This window comes from Arenibacter flavimaris, assembly GCF_030291335.1.
Taxonomy (GTDB): domain Bacteria; phylum Bacteroidota; class Bacteroidia; order Flavobacteriales; family Flavobacteriaceae; genus Arenibacter.
Map to the genome: position 1 here is coordinate 53,326 of NZ_JASWIM010000009.1, position 21,399 is coordinate 74,724.

The window sequence follows — 21,399 nt, forward strand, 5'->3', positions numbered from 1 at the left end:
TAAACCGGTGGTAAGCGCCAACGACCATGGAGGTGGGCGATGAACTACGTTAAGCGGTAAATTTTTTCCCGTAACACGCGAACTGAGCAAATGTAGGGTATGAAAAGGCAAACTCCTACCCGAACTTACACTAAATAAAAGGTAAAATATATCAAAATATCCAAAACCTAATCAAGTAGGAATTTAAATGTTATTAAAAAAGACTACCTAAAATTTCTAAGTAGTTATTTTGAATATCCACAATCCCTTTTGAATACCGGGTTATGTCCGTCCCGAAATTGAGGGAACCATCTTAAAATGTTACCTATCTAGTTTAATTCGAGTCTATCTTTTATTAAAAATCTACTTTTATTTTCTAAATTATTGAAATTTACAATGTCTAAATATTAAGTTACAGTTACCATTAACAGCAAGATTCTAAATAATCACTTTGAGTTAAAACTCTTCAGTCATTCTGCGTGAATTTTAACGTTCAACTTGATTAGGGCGGAAAAAGCCGCCCTAGATCCAAGTCTGCCGACAAAGGCAGGCCCCGAACCCAATAATAGGAATCGACCCTAGGGTCCAGGTATTGAACCTAGATCCCGCCGAAAAAGGCGGGATTAGTTCAACTTGCAATTTTAAGTGCGTCTTACTGACTTCTCAAAATTGAGTTTCACTAATAAATCTTAGAACGACAATTACCATTGACATTGAATTATAAATCTGTAACATTTAAAGTTATTAAATCTTTTATTTTCATCTAAAAATTATTTTCTATCTGAGCTTAATTTGATCTATCCATTGTAAAATTCTACCAAGGGAGTTAAAGCCCTGCCTGTATTGGGCCATAAGTTTTCCCTAACACCTATAAGTTTTATTGATGAATCTTTAAAATCCATCAGAAAAAATTATTGTAAATTTAAGGATGAACTAATCCAAAACCTATAAAACTATATAAAATGGAAAATAAATCACATTCAAGCCCATCCTCAAACGGAAAAGTATGGGATGTAAACGAGTCAAGCGCACAATGCCCTTTTTTAAATGGCGAATTGCATCAAGTAGCGGGTGGAGGTACCAGCAACCGCGAATGGTGGCCAAATCAATTAAAGTTAAATATACTGCGTCAAAATTCTTCATTGGTGGATCCTATGGAGCCCGATTTCAATTATGCCGAAGAGTTTAAAAAGCTGGATCTGGCAGCAGTAAAGAACGACCTCTACAAATTAATGACGACAAGTCAGGATTGGTGGCCTGCAGATTACGGCCATTATGGCCCTTTCTTTATCCGTATGGCCTGGCATAGTGCCGGAACCTATCGTATACAAGATGGTCGTGGTGGTGCCGGTTCCGGATCACAACGCTTTGCCCCCTTAAATAGTTGGCCGGACAATGCCAACCTGGACAAGGCGCGTTTATTGCTATGGCCTGTAAAAAAGAAATATGGCAAGAAGTTATCGTGGGCCGATCTATTGATATTGGCCGGAAATTGTGCTCACGAGTCCATGGGATTAAAAATGTTTGGTTTCGCTGGAGGCCGTGAGGATATATGGGAATCCGAACAAGATGTATATTGGGGTTCGGAAACGGAATGGCTGGGAAACAAGGAACGTTATTCCGAAAACGGGGAATTGGAAACTCCTCTTGGAGCTGCCCACATGGGATTGATTTATGTAAACCCGGAAGGTCATAATGGCAATCCGGACCCTGTTGAGTCCGCACATTATATACGGGATACATTTGGCCGTATGGCAATGAACGATTATGAAACGGTAGCACTTATAGCGGGGGGACACACTTTTGGCAAAACCCATGGTGCCGCAGATCCTACCAAATATGTGGAAGCAGAGCCTGCAGCGGCAGGTATTGAAGCGCAAGGCCTAGGATGGAAGAACAACTACGGGACCGGCAAGGGTGCCGATACCATTACCAGTGGTATAGAAGGCGCCTGGACCAATACTCCCACAAAATGGAGCAATACCTTCTTTGAAAATCTTTTTGGCTACGAATGGGAACTGACCAAGAGTCCTGCTGGAGCACACCAATGGAAACCTAAAAACAATGCTGGTGCCGGTACGGTGCCTGATGCCCACAATCCAGAGGTAAAGCATGCACCCTTTATGTTGACCACGGACCTTTCGCTGCGGATGGATCCGGCCTATGAGAAAATATCAAGGCATTTTTTGGAAAATCCTGAAGAGTTTGCCGATGCCTATTCACGTGCCTGGTTCAAATTGGTTCACCGCGATATGGGGCCAGTATCACGTTATCTAGGTCCAGAAGTACCCAAAGAACAATTGATTTGGCAAGATCCTGTACCCGCCGTAGATCATGAATTGATCAATGATAGGGATATGGCCGATCTGAAATCCAAAATTTTGGCAACTGGCCTTTCCATTGCCCAATTGGCCTCTACCGCCTGGGCTTCCGCCTCTACTTTTAGGGGATCCGACAAGCGAGGGGGTGCCAATGGAGCACGTGTGCGATTGGCGCCACAAAGAAATTGGAGGGTAAACAACCCCGAGCAATTGGCCCAAGTTCTGAATACGTTGGAGGCCATACAAAAAGAATTCAATGCCGCACAATCCGGAAATAAAAGGGTTTCCTTGGCAGACCTTATTGTTTTGGCAGGGAACGCCGCTATAGAGAATGCTGCAAAGAATGCCGGAAAGAACGTGAAGGTTCCTTTTTCCCCTGGTCGTACCGACGCAAGTCAGGAGCAAACCGATGTGGAATCTTTTGAACCCCTTGAACCACGTGCCGATGGTTTTAGAAACTATGTAAAGGACACTTACGAGGTAACAGCGGAGGAATTACTTGTGGACAAATCCCAATTATTGACCTTGACCGCTCCCGAAATGACTGTACTCCTTGGCGGGATGCGAGTTCTTAACACCAATTTTGACGGGTCCCAGCACGGGGTCTTCACCAAACGCCCTGGTGCTTTGACCAACGATTTCTTTGTAAATTTATTGGATATGGATACCACTTGGAAGGCCATTTCAGATGACCAAAACATCTTTGAGGGATATAGCCGCAAAACAGGCCAACGTCAATGGACCGGGATCCGTGCGGATCTTATTTTTGGATCCAATTCCGAATTAAGAGCCATTGCCGAAGTTTATGCCTGCGAAGATTCAGGGGACAAGTTTGTGAAGGATTTTGTAGCCGCTTGGACCAAGGTGATGAATCTTGATAGATTTGACCTTGTAAACTAAGACATAAGATTAAGGAAATCATTTGCTGAGCAAAACCGCAGGAAGATTTACACAAACAGTGGAATTGATTAAAAAATCCCATCCTAAAATTCAGGATGGGATTTTTATTTTAAAACCTTAAGTACAAATCACAGGTAAGCTAAGAAACAACTCTTCCCATAAAGGGATCGCTCTTGGACGCTTTCCCGGTTTCTACCCTCCCTGCGTATCTCCTTACAAAACCAGAATATTCTGGGAGCTGCACCGAAAAATCATACCATCCATAACTTTTGGAACTATTGACCACCATGGTCCCTACCGTACCCTTTTTGATCTGAATTTTTTGTTCAGGATTACCATAGGCATGGTCTATCACTATAATATCGATATCCTTTTTCTTGGAAGTATTGGTAATTTGAATCTCTATATTGCCCGATAACTTTTTTATCAATCCCCTCTTTTTTTGATAACCACAACTTAATTGCAATTCCGGATCGGAGACAGCCCCCATAAATTCCCTAAAAAAACCATTGGGACCATATACCCTTAAATGGTATTCTCCGCCCTCAAAATGGTCCAGAGGCCATTCATAATCCAGATTATCACCCTTCCCTACTGCAAAGGGCCATGTTTGTACAGGCAAAAATTGCAAATCACCACTAGGAGATTCCTGTTTATAGTTTCCTGGGGCATATACATTAAAAGGTGCTCCCTTGGCCGCATCACCAAAAAATGCGTCGGCAGCCGTAAACTGAATACGAAACGAGTTTTTATCCGCATTCAAGTGTCCATCTACGTATAACTCGTAGGGCAATGCACAGGAATCCCTAATTCCAGGTTCCTGTTGTGGCATAAACGAATTCTTATAAAGATCCCTTTTGGCATTGGCTATATCATCACCGGTCAGAGGTTTAAAGTCATTGGGTAATCCCTTAAAGCTGGCATTGTAGACCTCCTGCATAAAATGGTTGCGTTCTATAGCTTTGGGAATGGTGTAAGGCTCCCCGTTATAAGGCCTAAAGGCAGAGGTTAAGTTGCTACTAATGGCCCTGCGCCAACTACTAATATTGGTTTCCTTTACAACTTTGCCCGTTTTTTTCTGTATCAGCTCTTCCAAGAACATTAAGGTAGAAGTTATGTCGCACACCTCAGAGTTGACCCATCCGCCTTTACTCCATGGTGAGGCTACTACCATTGGAACCCTATACCCCAGTCCCATTGGACTTTCCCTAGGATCCTCCGGATCCATATCTTTTTTTGCCATCTCCTGTTCCAAAGTGGCATACTCCTCCGAGGTATCCAACCCTATGGTGAAATTCTTGGTATGCTTGGGATTGGGGGCTACAAAAGGAGGTATATGATCAAAATACCCATCGTTCTCGTCATAGGTTAGCACAAAAATCGTTTTCTTCCATACCTCAGGATTTTTGGTGAGGATGTCCAGTACTTCGGAGACATACCATGCCCCGTACCAGGGAGCACTCGGATGGTCCGAAAATTTCTGAGGCGCCGCCAACCAGGAAACGGTTGGTAATTTCCCTTGGTCCACATCTTGTCTAAATTGGTGCAGGATATCTCCCTTGGGTACCTTTAAGGTGCGCTGCAGACCATTATCATTATAGCTAAGTTCCTCTATCTTATGATAATCAGGATCTCCAATATTGGTGGTAAAGGCCTTCTGGTGAAGGTTTTTTTGAAAATCCGAAAGTATTTCAAAATCATTGGAATTCCAAGTTTTAAGAACCTCTTTGATTTGTTCCAGTTGCTGTCTTTTTTTTTGCAATTCTTTTAAATGCTCGGCCTTCCTTTCCTCTTTTTGCTTGTCCAACCCCTTTTCCAAAACCTCTATTTCCGACGGCAACTCCTTGAGCCTCCCTTTTATATATTTTTGAAAACCGGAGCTATATCTAACATTATATTGAGAGAACCACTCTAGGTTATTATCGGTAAAATTGGCCAACAGGGATGCATCTTCCACATCGGTCGGCAAACTGATCTCGTTCTGATAAACCCTCCAAGAAATGCCATTTTCTTCCAGTCTTTCCGGATAGGTTTTCCAACTGGCCTCACTATTATAGCTTACCTCAGAATTTCGGACACAAGGTCTATTGCCTTCTGTATCGAAAGATTTACCAGTCCAAAAATAACTTCTATTGGTGGTGGTTCCTGTGAGCGCCGAGCAAAAATGCTGATCAAATACGGTAAAGGCATCGGCCAAGGCATAATAGAAAGGTAGGTCTTCACGGTTATAATGGCCTAAGGTAAGTGGCATATTTCCGTATTCCTTATCCGCCTTCTTGGCTACGAGCCATTGGTCGTATTTTCCATTATTACGGGCATCTACCTGACTTTCCCAATTATGGGGTAAATCTCCCATCCAAGTGGCCTGGGTCTCCTTCAGGTTCAAGCGGAATGGCACATAGGTTTCCCCGTCCTTATTACTTTGTAGCCATACAGGTATTTTGTTCGGCAATGAAATGGCCCTTGGATCATTAAAGCCCCTAACTCCTTGCAAAGTTCCAAAGCAGTGATCAAACGAACGGTTTTCCTGCATTAGAAAGACCACATGCTCGGCGTCTTTAAAGGTAGTTCCATTTTCGGGGTCAATTTCCAAGGCACGTTGAATGGAGGGTGGCAGACTTGCCGTTAAGCCCATTCCTCCGGCCAACATACTTGCCTTCTTTAAAAAATCCCTTCTGGTATCCATAATATATTTATTGGTTTAAGTTTTGTGCGTATAAAAAAAGCATTTAAATATAGCCTTTTTACTTTTTTATTAAATGTTTTCCAGGTGTAAATTCCCGTTGCCCGTAATGGAGTACATCTCACTATGTTAAAAAATAATCCAAGGTATCTTTCACAAAAACAAACAATAAATATGGATTCTAAAATGAATTGCCATTTCGGCGAAATAATCCATCATTTTTCAATGATGACGGTCTCCGCTGTGGCGCCGAGATCCAATAGTAGTTCGGTGATATTTTGTACAAATTTTTTAGGACCACATAAATAAAAGTTCTGGCCAAAATCGACTATATTTTCAATAAGGAATTTTCTATCTATCCTATTTCCCCTAAATCCCACCACATTTTCGCGGGTAAATATTTTTATAAAACTACCATCCAGCATCTTTTGCAATTCTTCTTCCATAATAACATCTTCCGACGTTTTATTGGAATAAATCAATTTATTGCCATGTAGGTTCTTATGGGTATATAAATGTCTAAATATGGATATAAAGGGCGTAATGCCAGCTCCCCCTGCAATAAATACACCAGGCCCCTTATATTGTATTGCCCCAAAGGCTTCATGAAGAATAAGTTCCGCCCCGGCGTGGGTGCGTCCCAACATTTTGGTCACCCCTTCATGATCATTATAGATCTTGATCATGAATTCCAGGAACCCATGCTCCCTTATGGAGGTAAAGGTAAAGGGCCGCGATTGGTCTTTCCACTCGGGCAGATTAATGGCGACCTCGGTTGCCTGTCCCGGAATAAAATCATAACCCGCAGGTCTTTCCACTACAAAACGTTTTACATCATGGGTAATATAATGTGCCTCCAAAATCTTAACAATATGTTGCTTCATTGATTATAAACAGTGCTAATTTAATTACAGGGATCAAGTTAATAAAAAGTATTAAACCTCAGAGCAATCCTGCCGACAAAGGCAAGCCCTGAACCCAATAATAGGAATCGACCCTAGGGTCGAGGTCTTGAACCTAGATCCCGCCGAAAAAGGCGGGATTAGTTCAACTTGCAATTTTAAGTGCGTCTTACGGACTTCTCAAAATTGAGTTTCACTAATAAAATATATGTTCTTCGGCCCAATCCAATGTAGACAGGCCCAATAAACAAAAATTCCCTATTACCCCAAAATACTTTCTATCTCCTTTAGTTCTGTTTCACTAAATTTAATATTTTTGAGAGCTTCCAAATTATCCAGCAGTTGTTCTGTTCTACTCACACCAACGAGAACGGTAGAAATCCTTGGATCTTTCAGTAACCAGGCAATGGCCATTTGGGCTAGGCTTTGGCCACGCTTCCCTGCCAGTTTATTGAGTCGACCTACCTTGTTCAAAACTTCCGGTGTAATCTGGTCTTCCTTCAAATAACGGCCATCCTTGCTTGCCCTACTATCTTTTGGAATACCCTCTAGATATTTCTTGGTCAATACGCCCTGTGACAATGGAGAGAATGCAATGGAGCCTATCCCCTCTTCTTTTAACACATCAAGCAATCCATCTTCCACCCAACGATCGAACATATTATATCTAGGTTGGTGGATCAATAATGGCGTGCCCAAGTCCTTCATGATTTTCGCCGCCTTGGACGTAAGTTCCGCAGGATACTGGGAAATACCCGCATAAAGCGCCTTCCCTCTTTGTACCAAATGATGCAAGGCTCCCATGGTCTCTTCCAAAGGTGTGTCCGGATCCGGTCTATGGTGGTAAAAAATATCAACATAATCCAGTCCCATTCTTTGAAGACTTTGATCGGCCGAGGCAATCAAATATTTGCGAGACCCAAAATTACCATAGGGTCCCGGCCACATATCCCAACCCGCTTTACTGGAAATAATAAGTTCGTCCCGATAGGGTTGAAAATCCTTTTTAAAAATGCGTCCAAAATTTTCTTCAGCAGCGCCGTACGGGGGACCATAGTTATTGGCTAGATCAAAATGGGTTATCCCATTATCGAAGGCACAGCGCAAAAGATTGCGGCCCATCTCCAAATTGTCGGTATGGCCAAAATTATGCCAAAGCCCCAACGAAATTAAGGGCAAAAGAATACCACTGTTTCCACAGCGACGGTATTGCATAGTATCGTAACGTTTATCATTGGCCTTATATAGGCCAGGATCGAAAGAGTCGTTTATTTTCATTTTGCTATAATTATCTTATGAATTTGAATAGAGCCCTAAGTTAGCAAATCTTTTAAGTTTGGGAAGACCTTGTAGAGTAATGGTAAATAATACTATGCCTTGCTTTTGGTTATTTCTTGGCAACAAAAATTCCATCCATACCGGCCTAAGGCCCGGTGTGGTCCATTTATTACGGTATGGACAAGGGCATAACAATATTCCCTGTTTGCCAAACCTATTTTTAACTTTACTTCAAATGGAAGACCTCATCTAAATCTAACGAGAGTGGACTGTTGTCTTCATTGGTCTCCATGAGGTCTGCCATATGTGCCCACCAATCCCGACATATTTGGGTATTGGCTATGGCATTCCACTTTTCTTCCGATTCCAATTCTGCATAACCAAACAATATATGGCTTTCACTATCAAAAAAAATGCTGTAATTGTGAACCCCATGTATTTTTAGCACCTCTTCCAACTCCTTCCATATTGGATTGTGTCTTTGCATATATGCTTTAATACTGTTAGGATAGAGCTTCATTTTAAATGCCTTTCTCATCATGATTATTTTCTTATGGGGTTAGTGCAATCAAATTATAACCAATGGGGACCTTTACAAATTTAAACCATGAGGTAGACAAATGTATCCTGCACAGTACTGCTATTGTAAATGACAAGTACCTCAAAACTATAAAAGCAAACTGTAACACTATTAGCGGGAGACATTCGTGAACGATGTTTTTAACCCTTGTTTTCCATTATAACAGACTTAATAGTATTGCCGAAGGCCGTTCACTTATAACCCAAGCAGGATTAACCATAAGAATAATTATGGTACCAAATAAAGTTTACTCCAATTAGGATGGGTCATGATTAGTTCATTCAGGCTTATTCTTCCCCTTAAACAAATAAAGGCTTTCAATAATTTGAAAGCCTTTATTCATTCCTGTATTATTATGATTACCTGCGCCAGAACCATTTATTGGGCTCTTTAAGCCGACAATATTGGTCTGTTTTTCATAGCGGTATCAATTATTTTCAAAACACGTTCCCTTTCCGCTCCCTGCAAGGGCAGCCTAGGGGCTCTAACATTTTCCGTTCCAATACCTGTGGCTACTTCCGCCAGCTTAATATTTTGGACCAACTGCGGGCTAATATCCAACTCCAATAGAGGCATAAACCAGCGATAGATTTCCAAGGCCTCATCAACCTTAGCAGCTTTTACCAAATTATAAATGGCCACTGTTTCCGCAGGATAGGCACAAACCAAGCCTGCCACCCATCTTTAAACTATCTGCTCCTTTTAAATCACATAACTCTATTAGTGTAGGCAACACATCTATGTGTGCCGACAGGGCATCTATGTCTTTTCCGCCTTGTATCCCTCCATTGGGCCATCGAATAAAAAATGGAACTCTATGTGCATTCTCATAACCCCATATTTTGGCTCCTCGCATACCGGCAGTATACCCTTCCTCCACATAACCGGTTTCAAAATCCATTTCAACACCCCCAAACCACGGACACGGTCCATTATCCGTCATAAAAATGATGATGGTATTTTCCTCCAAGGCCAATTCCTTCACTTTGCGAAATAGGGTTGCAACATCTTCATCTATTTTTTCCACCATCCCGTAGTATTTTGCCAAACGCTCCGGAACTTTACCCTTAAACGGCTCAACATATTTCTCATCTACATATAATGGGGCATGCGGTAAATTGGTAGGGATATAACAAAAAAATGGCTCATCCTTATTTTTCTCAATGTAATCTATGGCCTCATTAAACCAAACCGTATTACAATAACCCTTATATTTTTGAAATTTACCATTGTGCTTATAGGTATCGTCATAATAGTCATTGCCCCAATAATCCGGGGATTGGCCTATTCCGCCCCCTCCATGTACCACAGCTTCCTGAAAGCCTCGGTCATTTGGCCTAAAGGGATAATTCTCACCTAGGTGCCATTTTCCAAAGACAGCGGTCTTATACCCATTGTCACTGAATACATCGGCCATGGTTACCATACCTTCCTTTAACAAAGACCTACCCCCTATAGTATGCCACACCCCCGCCCTGGCAGAATAATTACCCGTGAGCAAGGCAGACCTTGTAGGGGAACAGGAAGGGTCTACATGAAAATCGGTAAACCGCACACTTTCATTATAGAATTTATTCAAATTGGGTGTTTTTACATAGGGACTTCCAAGACTTGCCAGATCCCCATAACCCTGATCATCTGTCATTATAAGTATAACATTGGGTTTCTTGGGTCCGTCGGCTTTTGACACCTTACTTTTAACGGCTTCCTTACAACTAAATAGTGCCATAACAAATACAGGCACTAAAAGAATATTTTTTAATTTTCCCATTTATTTTTTTTGATTATTTATATTCCTTTGGAAGAATAAGGAGAGAGATTGTTTCCATGTATTGGATATACGCCTGTTTTAGATCATATTACTCGACAACTCCAAGTTTAAAATTTTATTCAAAACCACGGAAACCGCACCAATTGAAGTTGCTTGATCCCCAAAGGTGGAAGGCTGAATATTTACCCTTGCATTACCTGCCAACAAATACTTGTCCCTTTTTTGATCAATCAAGTCAAAGAGCAGATCCCCGTTTAGTGAAATTCCCCCACCTATGTAAACGGTTTCCGGATTTAATAAATTAGCGATAGTCCCAATTCCCTTGCACAGATACTCGGCCACATCCTCATAAATCTTCATAGATGCCGGATCTCCTTTTTTAGCTGCCCTAGCCACTAACTCGGCCGTAATAAGATCTTCATTCCCCATACAAAGTTCCTTCAACATTTCCGACCTGTTCCCGGCCAAGACCTGCTTGCCCAACGAGGCTATCCTATGACCCGAAGCCAATGCCTCAAGACAACCATACATACCACATTTACACTGAACATCACTATCCGTATCTACAGGAATATGCCCAAACTCTCCCGCAAATCCAGAAAACCCTTTTAAAAGATTTCCTTCAACCACAAGCCCTGAAGCAATACCGTATCCAATATTTATTACTGCAAAATTTTTCTGATTTTCCTTTACTCCCATCTTCAACTCGCCCAATGCCATCAATCGAGTGGAATTATCATAAAAAAATGGAAGATCCAAATGTTTGCCCAGCTCTTTCCTTAAATCTATATTCGTCCAACCAAAATCGGGGGAAGATTCAATAATTCCAGTTTCACTGTTGACCAAACCGGCCACACCAATACCAACTCCCCAGATAGTAGCCTCGACTTCCTTCCTACTTTGAAGCTTATGAATCAATTTGACCACCTTGTCTACAATACTCGCAAAACCCTTTTCCAATTCTGTAGGAACTTGGATCTCGGATACGAAATTTGCATTTAAATCCACCATGCACCCCCTGATATAGGTGGCACCCAAATCTATCCCTATGATATAATTATTGTCGTTTTTGAATTTTACGATCAAGGGGGGCCTTCCTCCACTGGAATTGCCCACTCCTAGACTTTCAACCAAACCGTCTACATTTATCAATTCATCCACTATACGAGTTATGGATGGAGGAGTCAACCCAGACTCTTTGGCCAGGGCAGAGCGACTAATTTGACTGTTATGCTTAATAAGTTTTAAAACAACTTTTTTATTGGCAAGATGCAAAGAGGCCGCATCCATTTTTGCATATTCTTTTTTCATTCTTTGGATATTAACTAAACCAAAGATATTAAAATACCTTTCATAAATGGTTTTCTCTTAAAACTTTTTAAAAAAATGTATCCAATTTAAATAGTAAATACCAGATGTTTGCTAGTTTAATACAAATCACCCGCCTAACGACCCAAACAGTGGATATTACCCCTATTGCAACTAACTTATAATATAAGTATTAAAAAGAATCACGGATTATAACGTACCAGAGTGGTGAAAGAATCTGAACTTGATTGTGGGCCAATTATTGGGATTAAGGTCACATTTTCCCCATGCCCAGCCATTCTTCCTTAGTTGCGGGTAATTTTTGGTGCTCGAGCATTAACTGCCATTTTCCTTTCTTTTTGGTCAAAAGTGCATCGAAATGGATAAACCTCACCACACGTTCGCCATTCTCGTCCAATAAATCATGCCTAAATATACCTCTTTCAAAAGCAGTGGTACTGTCGCCTGTCCGTTCTGAAAATCGAAAATCCAATTTCACCTTGGTTAGGCCTTTTTTGGTTTTTTCCAGTCCCTCCTTCCATTTATGCAATGCCTCCTTTAAAGGATAACACACCTCTCCCCTATCCGAAACCAAAATCCCATCTTCATGGAATGTTGTCCCATATCCCAAAACATCCCCGGCTTCCACTTTTTCCTTTACCACATTCCAATAGGTATTCAATTCGGTTATTCTGTTCTGGGCAATGACATTACAGCTGAAGAACAAGCCTATAAACATTACTTTTAAAAATGCCCTGACTTCCTTTTTATTTTTCATTTAATTATAGTTTTAAAACATTTAAATAGTTGATTTCAATTCAATGTATCTAAAATAATGGGCATTTTATGAATATTCCCGCAAGATCAAAGATACACTTTGGGTATACAAAACCCGTGCTTATTGCTTTAGGACCTTAAAAGGATCTGAAATGGAATGAATGGGTTCCGTAAACCATTTTGGCCCTTCTTCGGTCATATAAATATGGTCCTCGTGGCGAATACCAAAATTGTCAGGAACACAAATCATAGGCTCAATACTAAAGCACATTCCTTGTTTTAAGGGAGTGTTATCATTTTTTACGATGTACGGCCATTCATGTATATCCAATCCAATGCCATGACCTGTTCTATGGGGAAGCCCCGGAAGTCCGTAATCCGGCCCCAGACCATGTGCCTCTATGACCGCTCTGGCCGCCATATCCACGGAGGCACATGAGGCCCCTAACTTCGCCGCTTTAAAAGCCGCTTGTTGGGCCTCCTTTTCTATGTTCCAAATACGGCCTTGTAAACTAGTTGGTTCCCCAAACACATAAGTCCGTGTTATATCGGAAATATAATCGTGCAACATGCAACCCGTATCGATCAGAACCACTTCCCCCGCCTCTAAATTTTTGGGAGCTTTAACACCATGGGGAAAGGAAGAATCCCTTCCAAATAATACAATGCAGAAATAGGATCCCGAGGGAATACCGTATCGAATATGCGCTTCATTAATAAAATTGGTTACCTCGTTGGCACTAATTCCTATTCTTAAAATCCTAGCAGTTGCCCTTTGTACCTCCATAGTGATATCCATGGCCTGTTGTATAAGATCTAATTCCGCTTGGGATTTTATCATCCGACAACCGGCTGTAATTGGTTTTGCATCAATTAAACCAAGGTTTGAATTGGCCTTCTGTATCCCATTTGATATAAAAAAAGGAGTTGACTCGTCCAAAAAGACCTGACCTTCATCGATACCTTTTTCAACTATTACAGATGAAAATAATTTATAAGGGTTTTCATGTTCCTGCCAACAATTAATATGACCATCAACGATCATAAAATCCAATAGGGTCCCTTTTTCAAATTCAGGGGCAATATATTCCAAAGATCCATCTGCAAACAACAGGGCCCCAACCATGCGTTCACTGGAATTCCATCGCATCCCCGTAAAATACAATAAATTGGTCCCCGCATGCAAGTACATGACCTTAACGCAGTTTTGCTCCATTAATTGACATGCCTTCAATATACGGGCATTGTATTCTTCTATCTGTATGGGCAAAGCCATTTGGGCCCTTGGCGTAATAGCAGCCAATTCCTCTTCCATACTTGAACCTCCTATACCATAAGCCTTCATATAGTCCTTATCAATCTTTAATTAAACCTTTGATTTCCTCAATATCCAAAACAAATATACTGCGCCCATGAGTACCTGCCACCAAGTCCAATTCCCTTTCCTGTACAACCAGGTCATGGACTGCCACTGTGGGCAATCCTGTTGCCAATATATGCCAATTTTCCCCTCCATCTGTAGTTACATATGCCCCCAGATCCGTACCTACATATAGGATATTGGGGTTTCTTGGGTCTTCAGTTACCACATTGATGGGTTCGGCAGGTAAATTACCTGAAATTGATCGCCAATTCTTGCCATAATTGGTAGACTTGTATATATATTTATCAAAATCATCCTCCCTGTACCCCGTTAAGGTTACATAAACGGTTTGCTCGCTATGTTGTGAGGCCCGTACACGCGAAACCCACTTTTTGGGCAAACCTTTGTTCACCAGTTTCCAACTCTTACCCCCATCCCTGGTCACCTGAACATTGCCATCATCGGTACCGGCATAAATAAGCCCTGCATTCAATACCGATTCTGAAATGGATGTAATAGTTCCATAGGGAACATTGCCCTGTTTTTCAGGACCCGGATCTGTGGTTAGGTCAGGACTCATGGTCTCCCAGCTGTTCCCATTATCCTTTGATCGAAATAATTTCTGGGCCGCGTAGTACATAGTACGTGCATTATGGTGTGAAATTGCAAATGGGGTCATCCAATTTCTTCTTAAGGGAGGTTCGCCGGAAGATTCCTTAGGTTTTATACTCAAGGTCTCCCCAGTAGTCATATTCTTTTTCTTTAATTCACCAAACTGATGTTCATAATATAAAATATTTGGATCCAAACGGTCCACTTCCGTAAAATAACTATCTCCCCCGCCCCATCTATCTAAATACACATGTTTCCATGGATCTTCCACTCCAAATTTGGTAAGTCTATCCCCAACATTATGCGTTCCTGGACCTATAAGGGCAGCATTGTCCTGGGTGCCCCCGTAAATATTATAGGGGACCGCATTATCTACGGTAACGGCATAAAACTCTCCAATTGGAAAATTGTTATGGTGCAGCCAGCTATCGCCCCTATCATAGGATATATATACTCCCCCATCATTACCCAACACTATTTTATCAGGATTGATCGGGTCGATCCACATGTCGTGCATATCCAAATGCATGCCCCTGATTTCATGGGAAAGTAAATGGACAATAGTTTCACCCGTAGGCAGAAAGGTTTTGCCACCATCCACAGTGCGCATTAATTTCTGCCCTAAAATATAGACATCGTTTTCATTGTCGGGCGCCACGCGAATAAGACAGAAATCATCGCCAATACCCGTTGGAATGCTACCCTCATGCGTTTTTCTCCAAGTTTCCCCCTTATCATGGCTTTTATATAGTTCCCCGCGAATTAGTTGGGGCCTATGATTATTTTTCCGAGTGTCACTGGCATCGTCCGGCTTGGGGTTGCGGTTATCCAGTACGGCATAAACAATATCAGGATTTGAGGTGGAAAAAGAAAGCCCGAAGCGTCCTACCTTCTCGCCAACAGGTAGTCCGGCCGTAATCTTTTTCCAATTTTTACCACCATCAATTGTTTTATAAATTCCACTTCCCGCACCCGAAACTTTGTTGTTCCATGGTTTCCTATCCCTTTCCCAGGCCACTGCCAAGAGGGTCTTATTATCTGAAGGATCCATTACTATTTCGGCCACGCCTACATTTTCTGATATATATAGTACCTTCTCCCATGTAGCACCCCCATCCACGGTTTTATATACTCCCCGTTCCTCATTGGGACCATAATTCCGCCCTATTGCCGCGGCGTAAACTATATTGGGGTCCTCTGGATCTATTACAATACGCGCAATGTGGTTGGTACCCAAAAGACCCATATGTTCCCATGTTTTTCCCGCGTCAAATGATTTAAATGCACCTGTTCCGGCAAAAGAACTCCGGGCCATTAAAACTTCCCCTGTCCCCAACCACAGAATATCAGGGTTCGAAGGAGCTATGGCAATACAACCCATTGCCGCTGTGGAATAGTCATCAAAAATGGGTTTCCAGGTTGTTCCGTTATTTTCTGTTTTCCAAAGGTTTCCAGACCCAGCGCCCACATAGAGGGTATTGGGCCTATTCGGGTGGCCCGCAATCGTTTCTATTCTACCTCCCATAAATTCAGGACCAACGGTTTTCCATTCCAAATTGGTGTATGGAGATTTCATTTTTAGCTGAACGTGATCTTGCCAGGCTTTTTCCCTAAATTCTGGTGATGAATGGGTTTGGGCACTGGCTGTCATTGATATCATCAAACTAACCAAGACTACCTTTAGGGTATTTTTTATTCTATTTAATCCGAACATATCATATAGGGTTTTGTTTATTTAATATTTGTCAATTAATCCCGTTGATTAATTCCGCGGTTTTATTCCTTCCTCCACATTTAAGGTTCCTATCAAATTCTCTCCATTAATTTCCAACACTATTTTGTAAGTCCCTTTCTCCATGAATTTATCATAATGGATAAAATATGGCAAAGGGCTACTTTGGCTCTTGGTGATAAGGTTCCATCTAAATTGGTTCATGCCCTGCTTTGCGTCCAAGGTATGTTCCCAGACCAATTCTCCCCCTTGGTTGTAAATTTTAATGATTGCGTCCTGGCTTTTTGTTGTCCAAAATGTAATGGGCACCTTATTGATGGAATTGTAGTCAATATCCTTATGGGTATCGTTTACCCATGGCCTTTTTACGGGAGGAGTGGCGAATAGATAGTTCTTTTTCAAGGGGAGCCCCAACTCCAATGCCTCATGCAGTGGCTTCAGGTTTGTTTTATAAATACCCCTGCCATGAGTTGCCACCACCAGATCCCTTGTGTTTTCTTCGATCTCCAAATCTGCAATGGCAACAATCGGCATATTTTCTCCCAATAAGGACCAAGAGGCGCCCCTATCCGAGGAAATATACACCCCACGTAAGAGCCCGGCGTAAATTACATTTTCAAATTGGGGGTCTTCATAGATAACGTATGCTGTTTCGTCCGGTAGATTTGCCTGCAATTTACGCCACACTTTACCTCCGTTTTCTGTCACATAAATATGATTGGAATGGTCGTCATAATTTATCCCTGCCAAAGTAATATAGATTCTGGAGTCATCGTATTTTGAAGGAACAATACTTCGTATATACCCATTGGGCAGACCTTTTGAAAATTCCTTCCATGTAGCGCCATCATTATTGGTAGCCCAAAAAGCACCTTTATCCGTACCTACGTACAAATTTCCCGGTTTTATTGGGGACTCGGCAAAAGCTCCAGCAGAAAAAGACGCTTTTGCAGGATCGGAAGATTTACTCAGATCGCTACTAACAAGCTGCCAATCATCACCTCTGTTTGTAGTCTTAAAGACATAATTTCCTGCATGATAGAGTGTTTTGGAATCAAAATGGGAAATGACATATGGGGTCACAAAATTATATTGTAAGGTCCCATTATGTTCTTTGGGCAATTTGGGTTTAATGGATATGGATCGGTCCTTCTGCATATCCTTCCTTCTAGCAGCCCCGTTCTGCGAACTGAAATATACCGTATTGGGGTCTTCTGGATCTACTTGGGTAATGCAGCCATCGCCTCCACTCCAGGCATCCACCCAAAGGTATTTCCACTGATCCGCATATTTTGGATCCCACTCCGCTGCGGGGCCATATACAGTGGCATCGTCCTGTGTGCCGCCATAGATCAAATACGGATTTTGGTTGTCCACAGCAATATCGTAAAATTCCCCTGCAGGAATATTGTTGTGGTGCATCCATGATTTCCCTTTGTTGTAAGTAACATAGAGACCACCATCATTACCAACCACCATGTGATCCGGAAATTCTGGGTTGATCCAAAGCTCGCACTGATCCAGATGAAGCCGATCCGCATCACTTGGAAATAGGTGGTACACATCGCCTCCAATTAAACTAAAATCCTGGCCTCCATTACTACTATGGGCCATTCGCACACCAAGACCAAAAATCTCTTCATCGTTCTTTGGGTTTACATAGATATCCTGAAAATACCAGCCCACTACAGAATTGATCATTAAATCTTCCGTGTGGGTCCGCACCCAATTTTTTCCCCCATCCAAGGTTTTATATATTTCAGCCGTTTCTTTTTGCCCCTTGTTATCCACCAAAGCATATGCCTTTAAGGGGTTGGTGTAGGATACCGCAACCCCTATTCTCCCAACATGAGGTCCTTGCGGAAAGCCATTGGAAGATTTATCCCAGGTCCCACCTCCATTCGTACTCACATATATGGCGCTCTTTTTGCCTGAAATACCTGGATTATTCTCCCACATGGAAGCATACATTACATTGGGGTCCGAGGAGGAAATAACTATATCATTTGCTCCCGTTTTCCCATCTACGTATAGTACATGCTCCCAAGTATCGCCACCATCCATGGTTCTATAAATACCCCTATTCTCGTTAGTCGACCAGAAATGTCCCAATACGGCCACCACTACAATATCGGGATTTGTAGGATGCACAGCTATCTCCCCTATATGCCATGAGTCGTCCAGACCGCAATGTTTCCAAGTATTCCCACCATCTACAGACTTATAAACACCGTTCCCGGGCATCGTAAAATTCCTAGCTTTCTTTAAGCTCTCCCCCGTTCCCACATAGAGAATATCAGGATTGGAAGGTGCAAGCGCTATATCCCCTATTCCCAAAACCGGTTGATCATCAAAAAGTGTCCGCCAAGTAAGTCCATTATCGGTGGTCTTCCAAAGGTTGCCTGATCCAAATGCCACATACATGGTTCCTGGATGGGTGGGGTCTAACTGTACGGATTCCACTCTTGCAGAATTAAGTACAGGTCCAAGACGCTCCCATTGCAATCCCAAGGTTTTGTTTTCCCGAAGTTTCCTATGCTGCACATACGATGCTTCCAAAGGTGAAGCAGGTTGTTGACTATTTCCTATTATTGGTGCAAAAGAAAGCAGCAAACTGATAGCGAGGTAAAAGTGTCTTTTCATCCGTTGGTATTTTCTCAAGGTTATGAATTTTCATCCGTCTTTCGGGCTATCCATTTATTCATGACGACCAGGACGGTTATTACAATTCCCCACTGAAAGAGTGAAGTTGCCAGGCTCGACTGACCAAATGGATCATACCAATTCTCGTTCATCCCATCACTGATCAACCACCAGGAAAGAAGTAAAATTGAAGCCGCAGGTATAAAATAAGTAACAACAAAGTCCCATGGTCTCCCTGGCTTGATATCCAAGGGATTCCTATCCAATATTTCACTTCTAATCCTTGAGGCTTTGAACCTGAGGAGCACAAAAGCAAAAAGCCCGCCGGATAAAAGCAATGCCAACCCCCAGACAAAATCTTGATTGGTGAGTACATTTAGGTTCATGGCCGAAGGAATTCCAAAAAGATAACTAATGGCAACCAGTAACAATATGGCGGTAGACCTCTTCATCCCTCCATCTATAAAGGTACGTACCGTAAGTTCCAACTGGGAAATAAGGGATGAAAAACCCGCCAAGGACAGACCTAAAAAAAATAGAATGGTCAGCGGTTTTCCAAAAAGAATTTTCTCAAAAAGTTGGGGTATCCAAATAAATGTTAGACCCGTTGATGCTGGACCACTATTTTTCATAACCTCCAAAATTTCACCGTCCGAACTGCCCATTTGGGAACCCATAATGGCAAAACAAGTCCCAAAAATCATTATCCCGGATACCAATGAAATAACATTATTCCCTAATCCGGTAATCAAGGCATTTTTCACAATTCCGAAACGCATTTGCATATAAGCACCATAAGTAATGAACATTCCCCAACCAGCACCGGTATCCCAAGCATTTTGGGTCAGTGCTGCCACCCAAATATTGGGGTCACTTAACTGTTTCCAATCAATAGTGAATAGGTAGCTGATGCCTTTCATAGAACCCTCAAGGGTAAGGGCCCGGATGAGGGCTACCAAGATAATTACCAACAATATAGGTATCAGCAATTTATTGATTTTTTCAATGCCCTTAACCCCCTTCCAAATAGCGAGACCGCCCAAAAGCATTACCACGGCATGGGAGACCAATGGCCACCCCCCTGTTTGATAGTTTTCCCAAGTGGAAAGGGCAATTTCAGTAGAAGTTGGCAATTCATTAAAGAGGGTGTGAATAAAATAAAATACGCACCAACCCACAATTACCGAATAAAAAAAAGTTATGGCCGTCGCCACAAAGGTCATAAAAGATCCTATCCAGGCAAATTTCTTGCCCGCGGTAACCATTACCGATCCAATTACCCCCTTCCTACTATTTATGCCTACGGCGTATTCCCCAATAATCAACGGAACACTCCATAGAAAAAGAAATAACACCCAGACCAAGATAAAGGCCCCTCCTCCTTCATCACTTCCATTCTGGGCCACTATTCTGGGAAAGCGCCAGATGTTGCCCGTTCCGATAGCTATTCCCAAGGCACTTAATAAGAACCCCCAACGGGTTGAAAATCTTTGTTCACTTTTTTTGGATCCTGCCATAAAAAATACTAATTAACACTTTTGCCGCTATATCCACAATACACTTTTGTGGGATATGGATAGAGCCAATTGCCTTTCTTTATTGGAACGATTCCAATACAGTAGCTGTTTGGCTCCTATACACTTTTCAATATTTTGCAATGTCCTCCAATCCGGAAGGTTAATTTGTTTTCAGCAACCTATTATTATTAAGTGGGAGATTGCTGGATAACACTTCCCTTCGTTTTCCCTAAACCATACCAACCGGTACATATATTCCAACTATGGTTATGACCGAGCCACGGCAGACAACCCTTACCAAACCATAACCCTTGGTTCATTTTACCTACGGAAAATCAGGCCTTAACCAATCTATAACAACCTAACCGGTAATAACGGGGGCTAACTCCAAACCCACGTTTATGGTATTGTACAAAATACCATTCAATCCTACAGTATTTAGAATACCCAAAAAAATTCCTATTTTTAAAACTACTAAATTCAATGGTTCCTCTACACAAAACTGCTTAACATAGCGTAAAATAGTACCAATATTCATGAAAATCCACTAACAACTTTTAAGCCATCGGAGTTAATTTTGTCTACATAGTACTGTAATTCTGGTTGCTGTAAACTTAAAAACCTTACACAACGATTCTTTTAGACAGGATTCAAAAGGAAATTCCAATTAGATTATTTCCCTACTTGTTTATCAATTTTTATAGTGCCAACCAATGTAATATAACATTGCCTTCTTTATAAAAGGGAAATTGGAAATATCGGGGAAGACGGGAAGGTGGTATTTTTAGGCAGCAGGATTACTGGGAAGTTTTAAGAGTATAATTGATGTATGGGCGCTAAATGTCAATTTTACCATCAAGGACAATTGAGATTTTCAATTATTAGCTATAATTGCCTATAAAAAGTTACCAAGGAACAGGGAAATGTTGCCTTTTCAACATTCCTATCGGTTAGGTCGTTCGATACTAAATAATAAACACATAATTTCCAAAAGGCTCGCGATTGGCCTTAATATTAACTAAACAACTAATTA

At 41.7% G+C, this 21,399-nt stretch carries 12 protein-coding genes and 1 pseudogene; 1 reads left to right on the plus strand and 12 read right to left on the minus strand.

What is annotated here, in order from left to right:
• Positions 1-941 precede the first annotated feature (941 nt).
• Complete coding sequence (katG, locus tag QSE00_RS09515; RefSeq protein ID WP_286105758.1) at positions 942-3,200, plus strand: catalase/peroxidase HPI; 2,259 nt, start codon at positions 942-944, stop codon at positions 3,198-3,200.
• 139 nt (positions 3,201-3,339) lie between these two features.
• Here the strand turns inward: katG and QSE00_RS09520 are convergent, their stop codons facing one another.
• The 12 genes and pseudogenes from QSE00_RS09520 to QSE00_RS09575 form a co-directional block, all read right to left on the minus strand.
• Positions 3,340-5,886, minus strand: coding sequence for a phosphocholine-specific phospholipase C (locus QSE00_RS09520; RefSeq protein WP_286105759.1), 2,547 nt, complete (start codon positions 5,884-5,886; stop codon positions 3,340-3,342).
• 212 nt (positions 5,887-6,098) lie between these two features.
• Positions 6,099-6,767 (minus strand): FAD-binding oxidoreductase, encoded by a 669-nt coding sequence (locus QSE00_RS09525; protein WP_110356055.1) that lies wholly within the window; start codon positions 6,765-6,767, stop codon positions 6,099-6,101.
• Between the two features lie 279 nt (positions 6,768-7,046).
• Entirely contained in the window at positions 7,047-8,063 is a 1,017-nt protein-coding gene (gene mgrA / locus QSE00_RS09530; protein WP_110356056.1) for an L-glyceraldehyde 3-phosphate reductase, read from the minus strand.
• Between the two features lie 226 nt (positions 8,064-8,289).
• The gene (gene rhaM / locus QSE00_RS09535) at positions 8,290-8,604 is read right to left on the minus strand and encodes an L-rhamnose mutarotase (RefSeq protein WP_286105760.1); all 315 of its coding nucleotides are present in this window, start codon (positions 8,602-8,604) and stop codon (positions 8,290-8,292) included.
• 429 nt (positions 8,605-9,033) lie between these two features.
• Positions 9,034-9,324, minus strand: a pseudogene (locus QSE00_RS09540) (dihydrodipicolinate synthase family protein); the annotation flags it as partial.
• Positions 9,272-10,414 (minus strand): arylsulfatase, encoded by a 1,143-nt coding sequence (locus QSE00_RS09545; protein ID WP_353477452.1) that lies wholly within the window; start codon positions 10,412-10,414, stop codon positions 9,272-9,274. The pseudogene QSE00_RS09540 and the gene QSE00_RS09545, both read right to left, overlap by 53 nt.
• Before the next feature lie 78 nt (positions 10,415-10,492).
• On the minus strand, positions 10,493-11,725 hold the full coding sequence (locus tag QSE00_RS09550; RefSeq protein WP_286105761.1) for an ROK family transcriptional regulator: 1,233 nt from the start codon (positions 11,723-11,725) through the stop codon (positions 10,493-10,495).
• 271 nt (positions 11,726-11,996) lie between these two features.
• Positions 11,997-12,500 (minus strand): Cif family virulence factor, encoded by a 504-nt coding sequence (locus QSE00_RS09555; protein ID WP_286105762.1) that lies wholly within the window; start codon positions 12,498-12,500, stop codon positions 11,997-11,999.
• A gap of 120 nt (positions 12,501-12,620) precedes the next feature.
• Entirely contained in the window at positions 12,621-13,844 is a 1,224-nt protein-coding gene (locus QSE00_RS09560; RefSeq protein ID WP_286105763.1) for a M24 family metallopeptidase, read from the minus strand.
• A gap of 10 nt (positions 13,845-13,854) precedes the next feature.
• Positions 13,855-16,188: a VPS10 domain-containing protein gene (locus QSE00_RS09565; RefSeq protein WP_286105764.1), complete on the minus strand. Its 2,334-nt coding sequence runs from the start codon at positions 16,186-16,188 to the stop codon at positions 13,855-13,857.
• A gap of 48 nt (positions 16,189-16,236) precedes the next feature.
• Positions 16,237-18,849: a WD40/YVTN/BNR-like repeat-containing protein gene (locus QSE00_RS09570; RefSeq protein ID WP_286105765.1), complete on the minus strand. Its 2,613-nt coding sequence runs from the start codon at positions 18,847-18,849 to the stop codon at positions 16,237-16,239.
• Positions 18,850-18,869: 20 nt separating this feature from the next.
• Positions 18,870-20,366 (minus strand): sodium-dependent transporter, encoded by a 1,497-nt coding sequence (locus QSE00_RS09575; protein WP_286105766.1) that lies wholly within the window; start codon positions 20,364-20,366, stop codon positions 18,870-18,872.
• Between the last annotated feature and the right edge of the window lie 1,033 nt (positions 20,367-21,399).

What these genes read in the sequence shown, in the direction of transcription:
- QSE00_RS09550 (WP_286105761.1), bottom strand. Translation starts at nt 11,725, where the DNA reads ATGAAAAAAGAATATGCAAAAATGGATGCGGCCTCTTTGCATCTTGCC.
- QSE00_RS09560 (WP_286105763.1), bottom strand. Translation starts at nt 13,844, where the DNA reads ATGAAGGCTTATGGTATAGGAGGTTCAAGTATGGAAGAGGAATTGGCT.
- QSE00_RS09565 (WP_286105764.1), bottom strand. Translation starts at nt 16,188, where the DNA reads ATGTTCGGATTAAATAGAATAAAAAATACCCTAAAGGTAGTCTTGGTT.
- rhaM (WP_286105760.1), bottom strand. Translation starts at nt 8,604, where the DNA reads ATGATGAGAAAGGCATTTAAAATGAAGCTCTATCCTAACAGTATTAAA.
- katG (WP_286105758.1), top strand. Translation starts at nt 942, where the DNA reads ATGGAAAATAAATCACATTCAAGCCCATCCTCAAACGGAAAAGTATGG.
- QSE00_RS09570 (WP_286105765.1), bottom strand. Translation starts at nt 18,849, where the DNA reads ATGAAAAGACACTTTTACCTCGCTATCAGTTTGCTGCTTTCTTTTGCA.
- QSE00_RS09545 (WP_353477452.1), bottom strand. Translation starts at nt 10,414, where the DNA reads ATGGGAAAATTAAAAAATATTCTTTTAGTGCCTGTATTTGTTATGGCA.
- QSE00_RS09555 (WP_286105762.1), bottom strand. Translation starts at nt 12,500, where the DNA reads ATGAAAAATAAAAAGGAAGTCAGGGCATTTTTAAAAGTAATGTTTATA.
- mgrA (WP_110356056.1), bottom strand. Translation starts at nt 8,063, where the DNA reads ATGAAAATAAACGACTCTTTCGATCCTGGCCTATATAAGGCCAATGAT.
- QSE00_RS09575 (WP_286105766.1), bottom strand. Translation starts at nt 20,366, where the DNA reads ATGGCAGGATCCAAAAAAAGTGAACAAAGATTTTCAACCCGTTGGGGG.
- QSE00_RS09525 (WP_110356055.1), bottom strand. Translation starts at nt 6,767, where the DNA reads ATGAAGCAACATATTGTTAAGATTTTGGAGGCACATTATATTACCCAT.
- QSE00_RS09520 (WP_286105759.1), bottom strand. Translation starts at nt 5,886, where the DNA reads ATGGATACCAGAAGGGATTTTTTAAAGAAGGCAAGTATGTTGGCCGGA.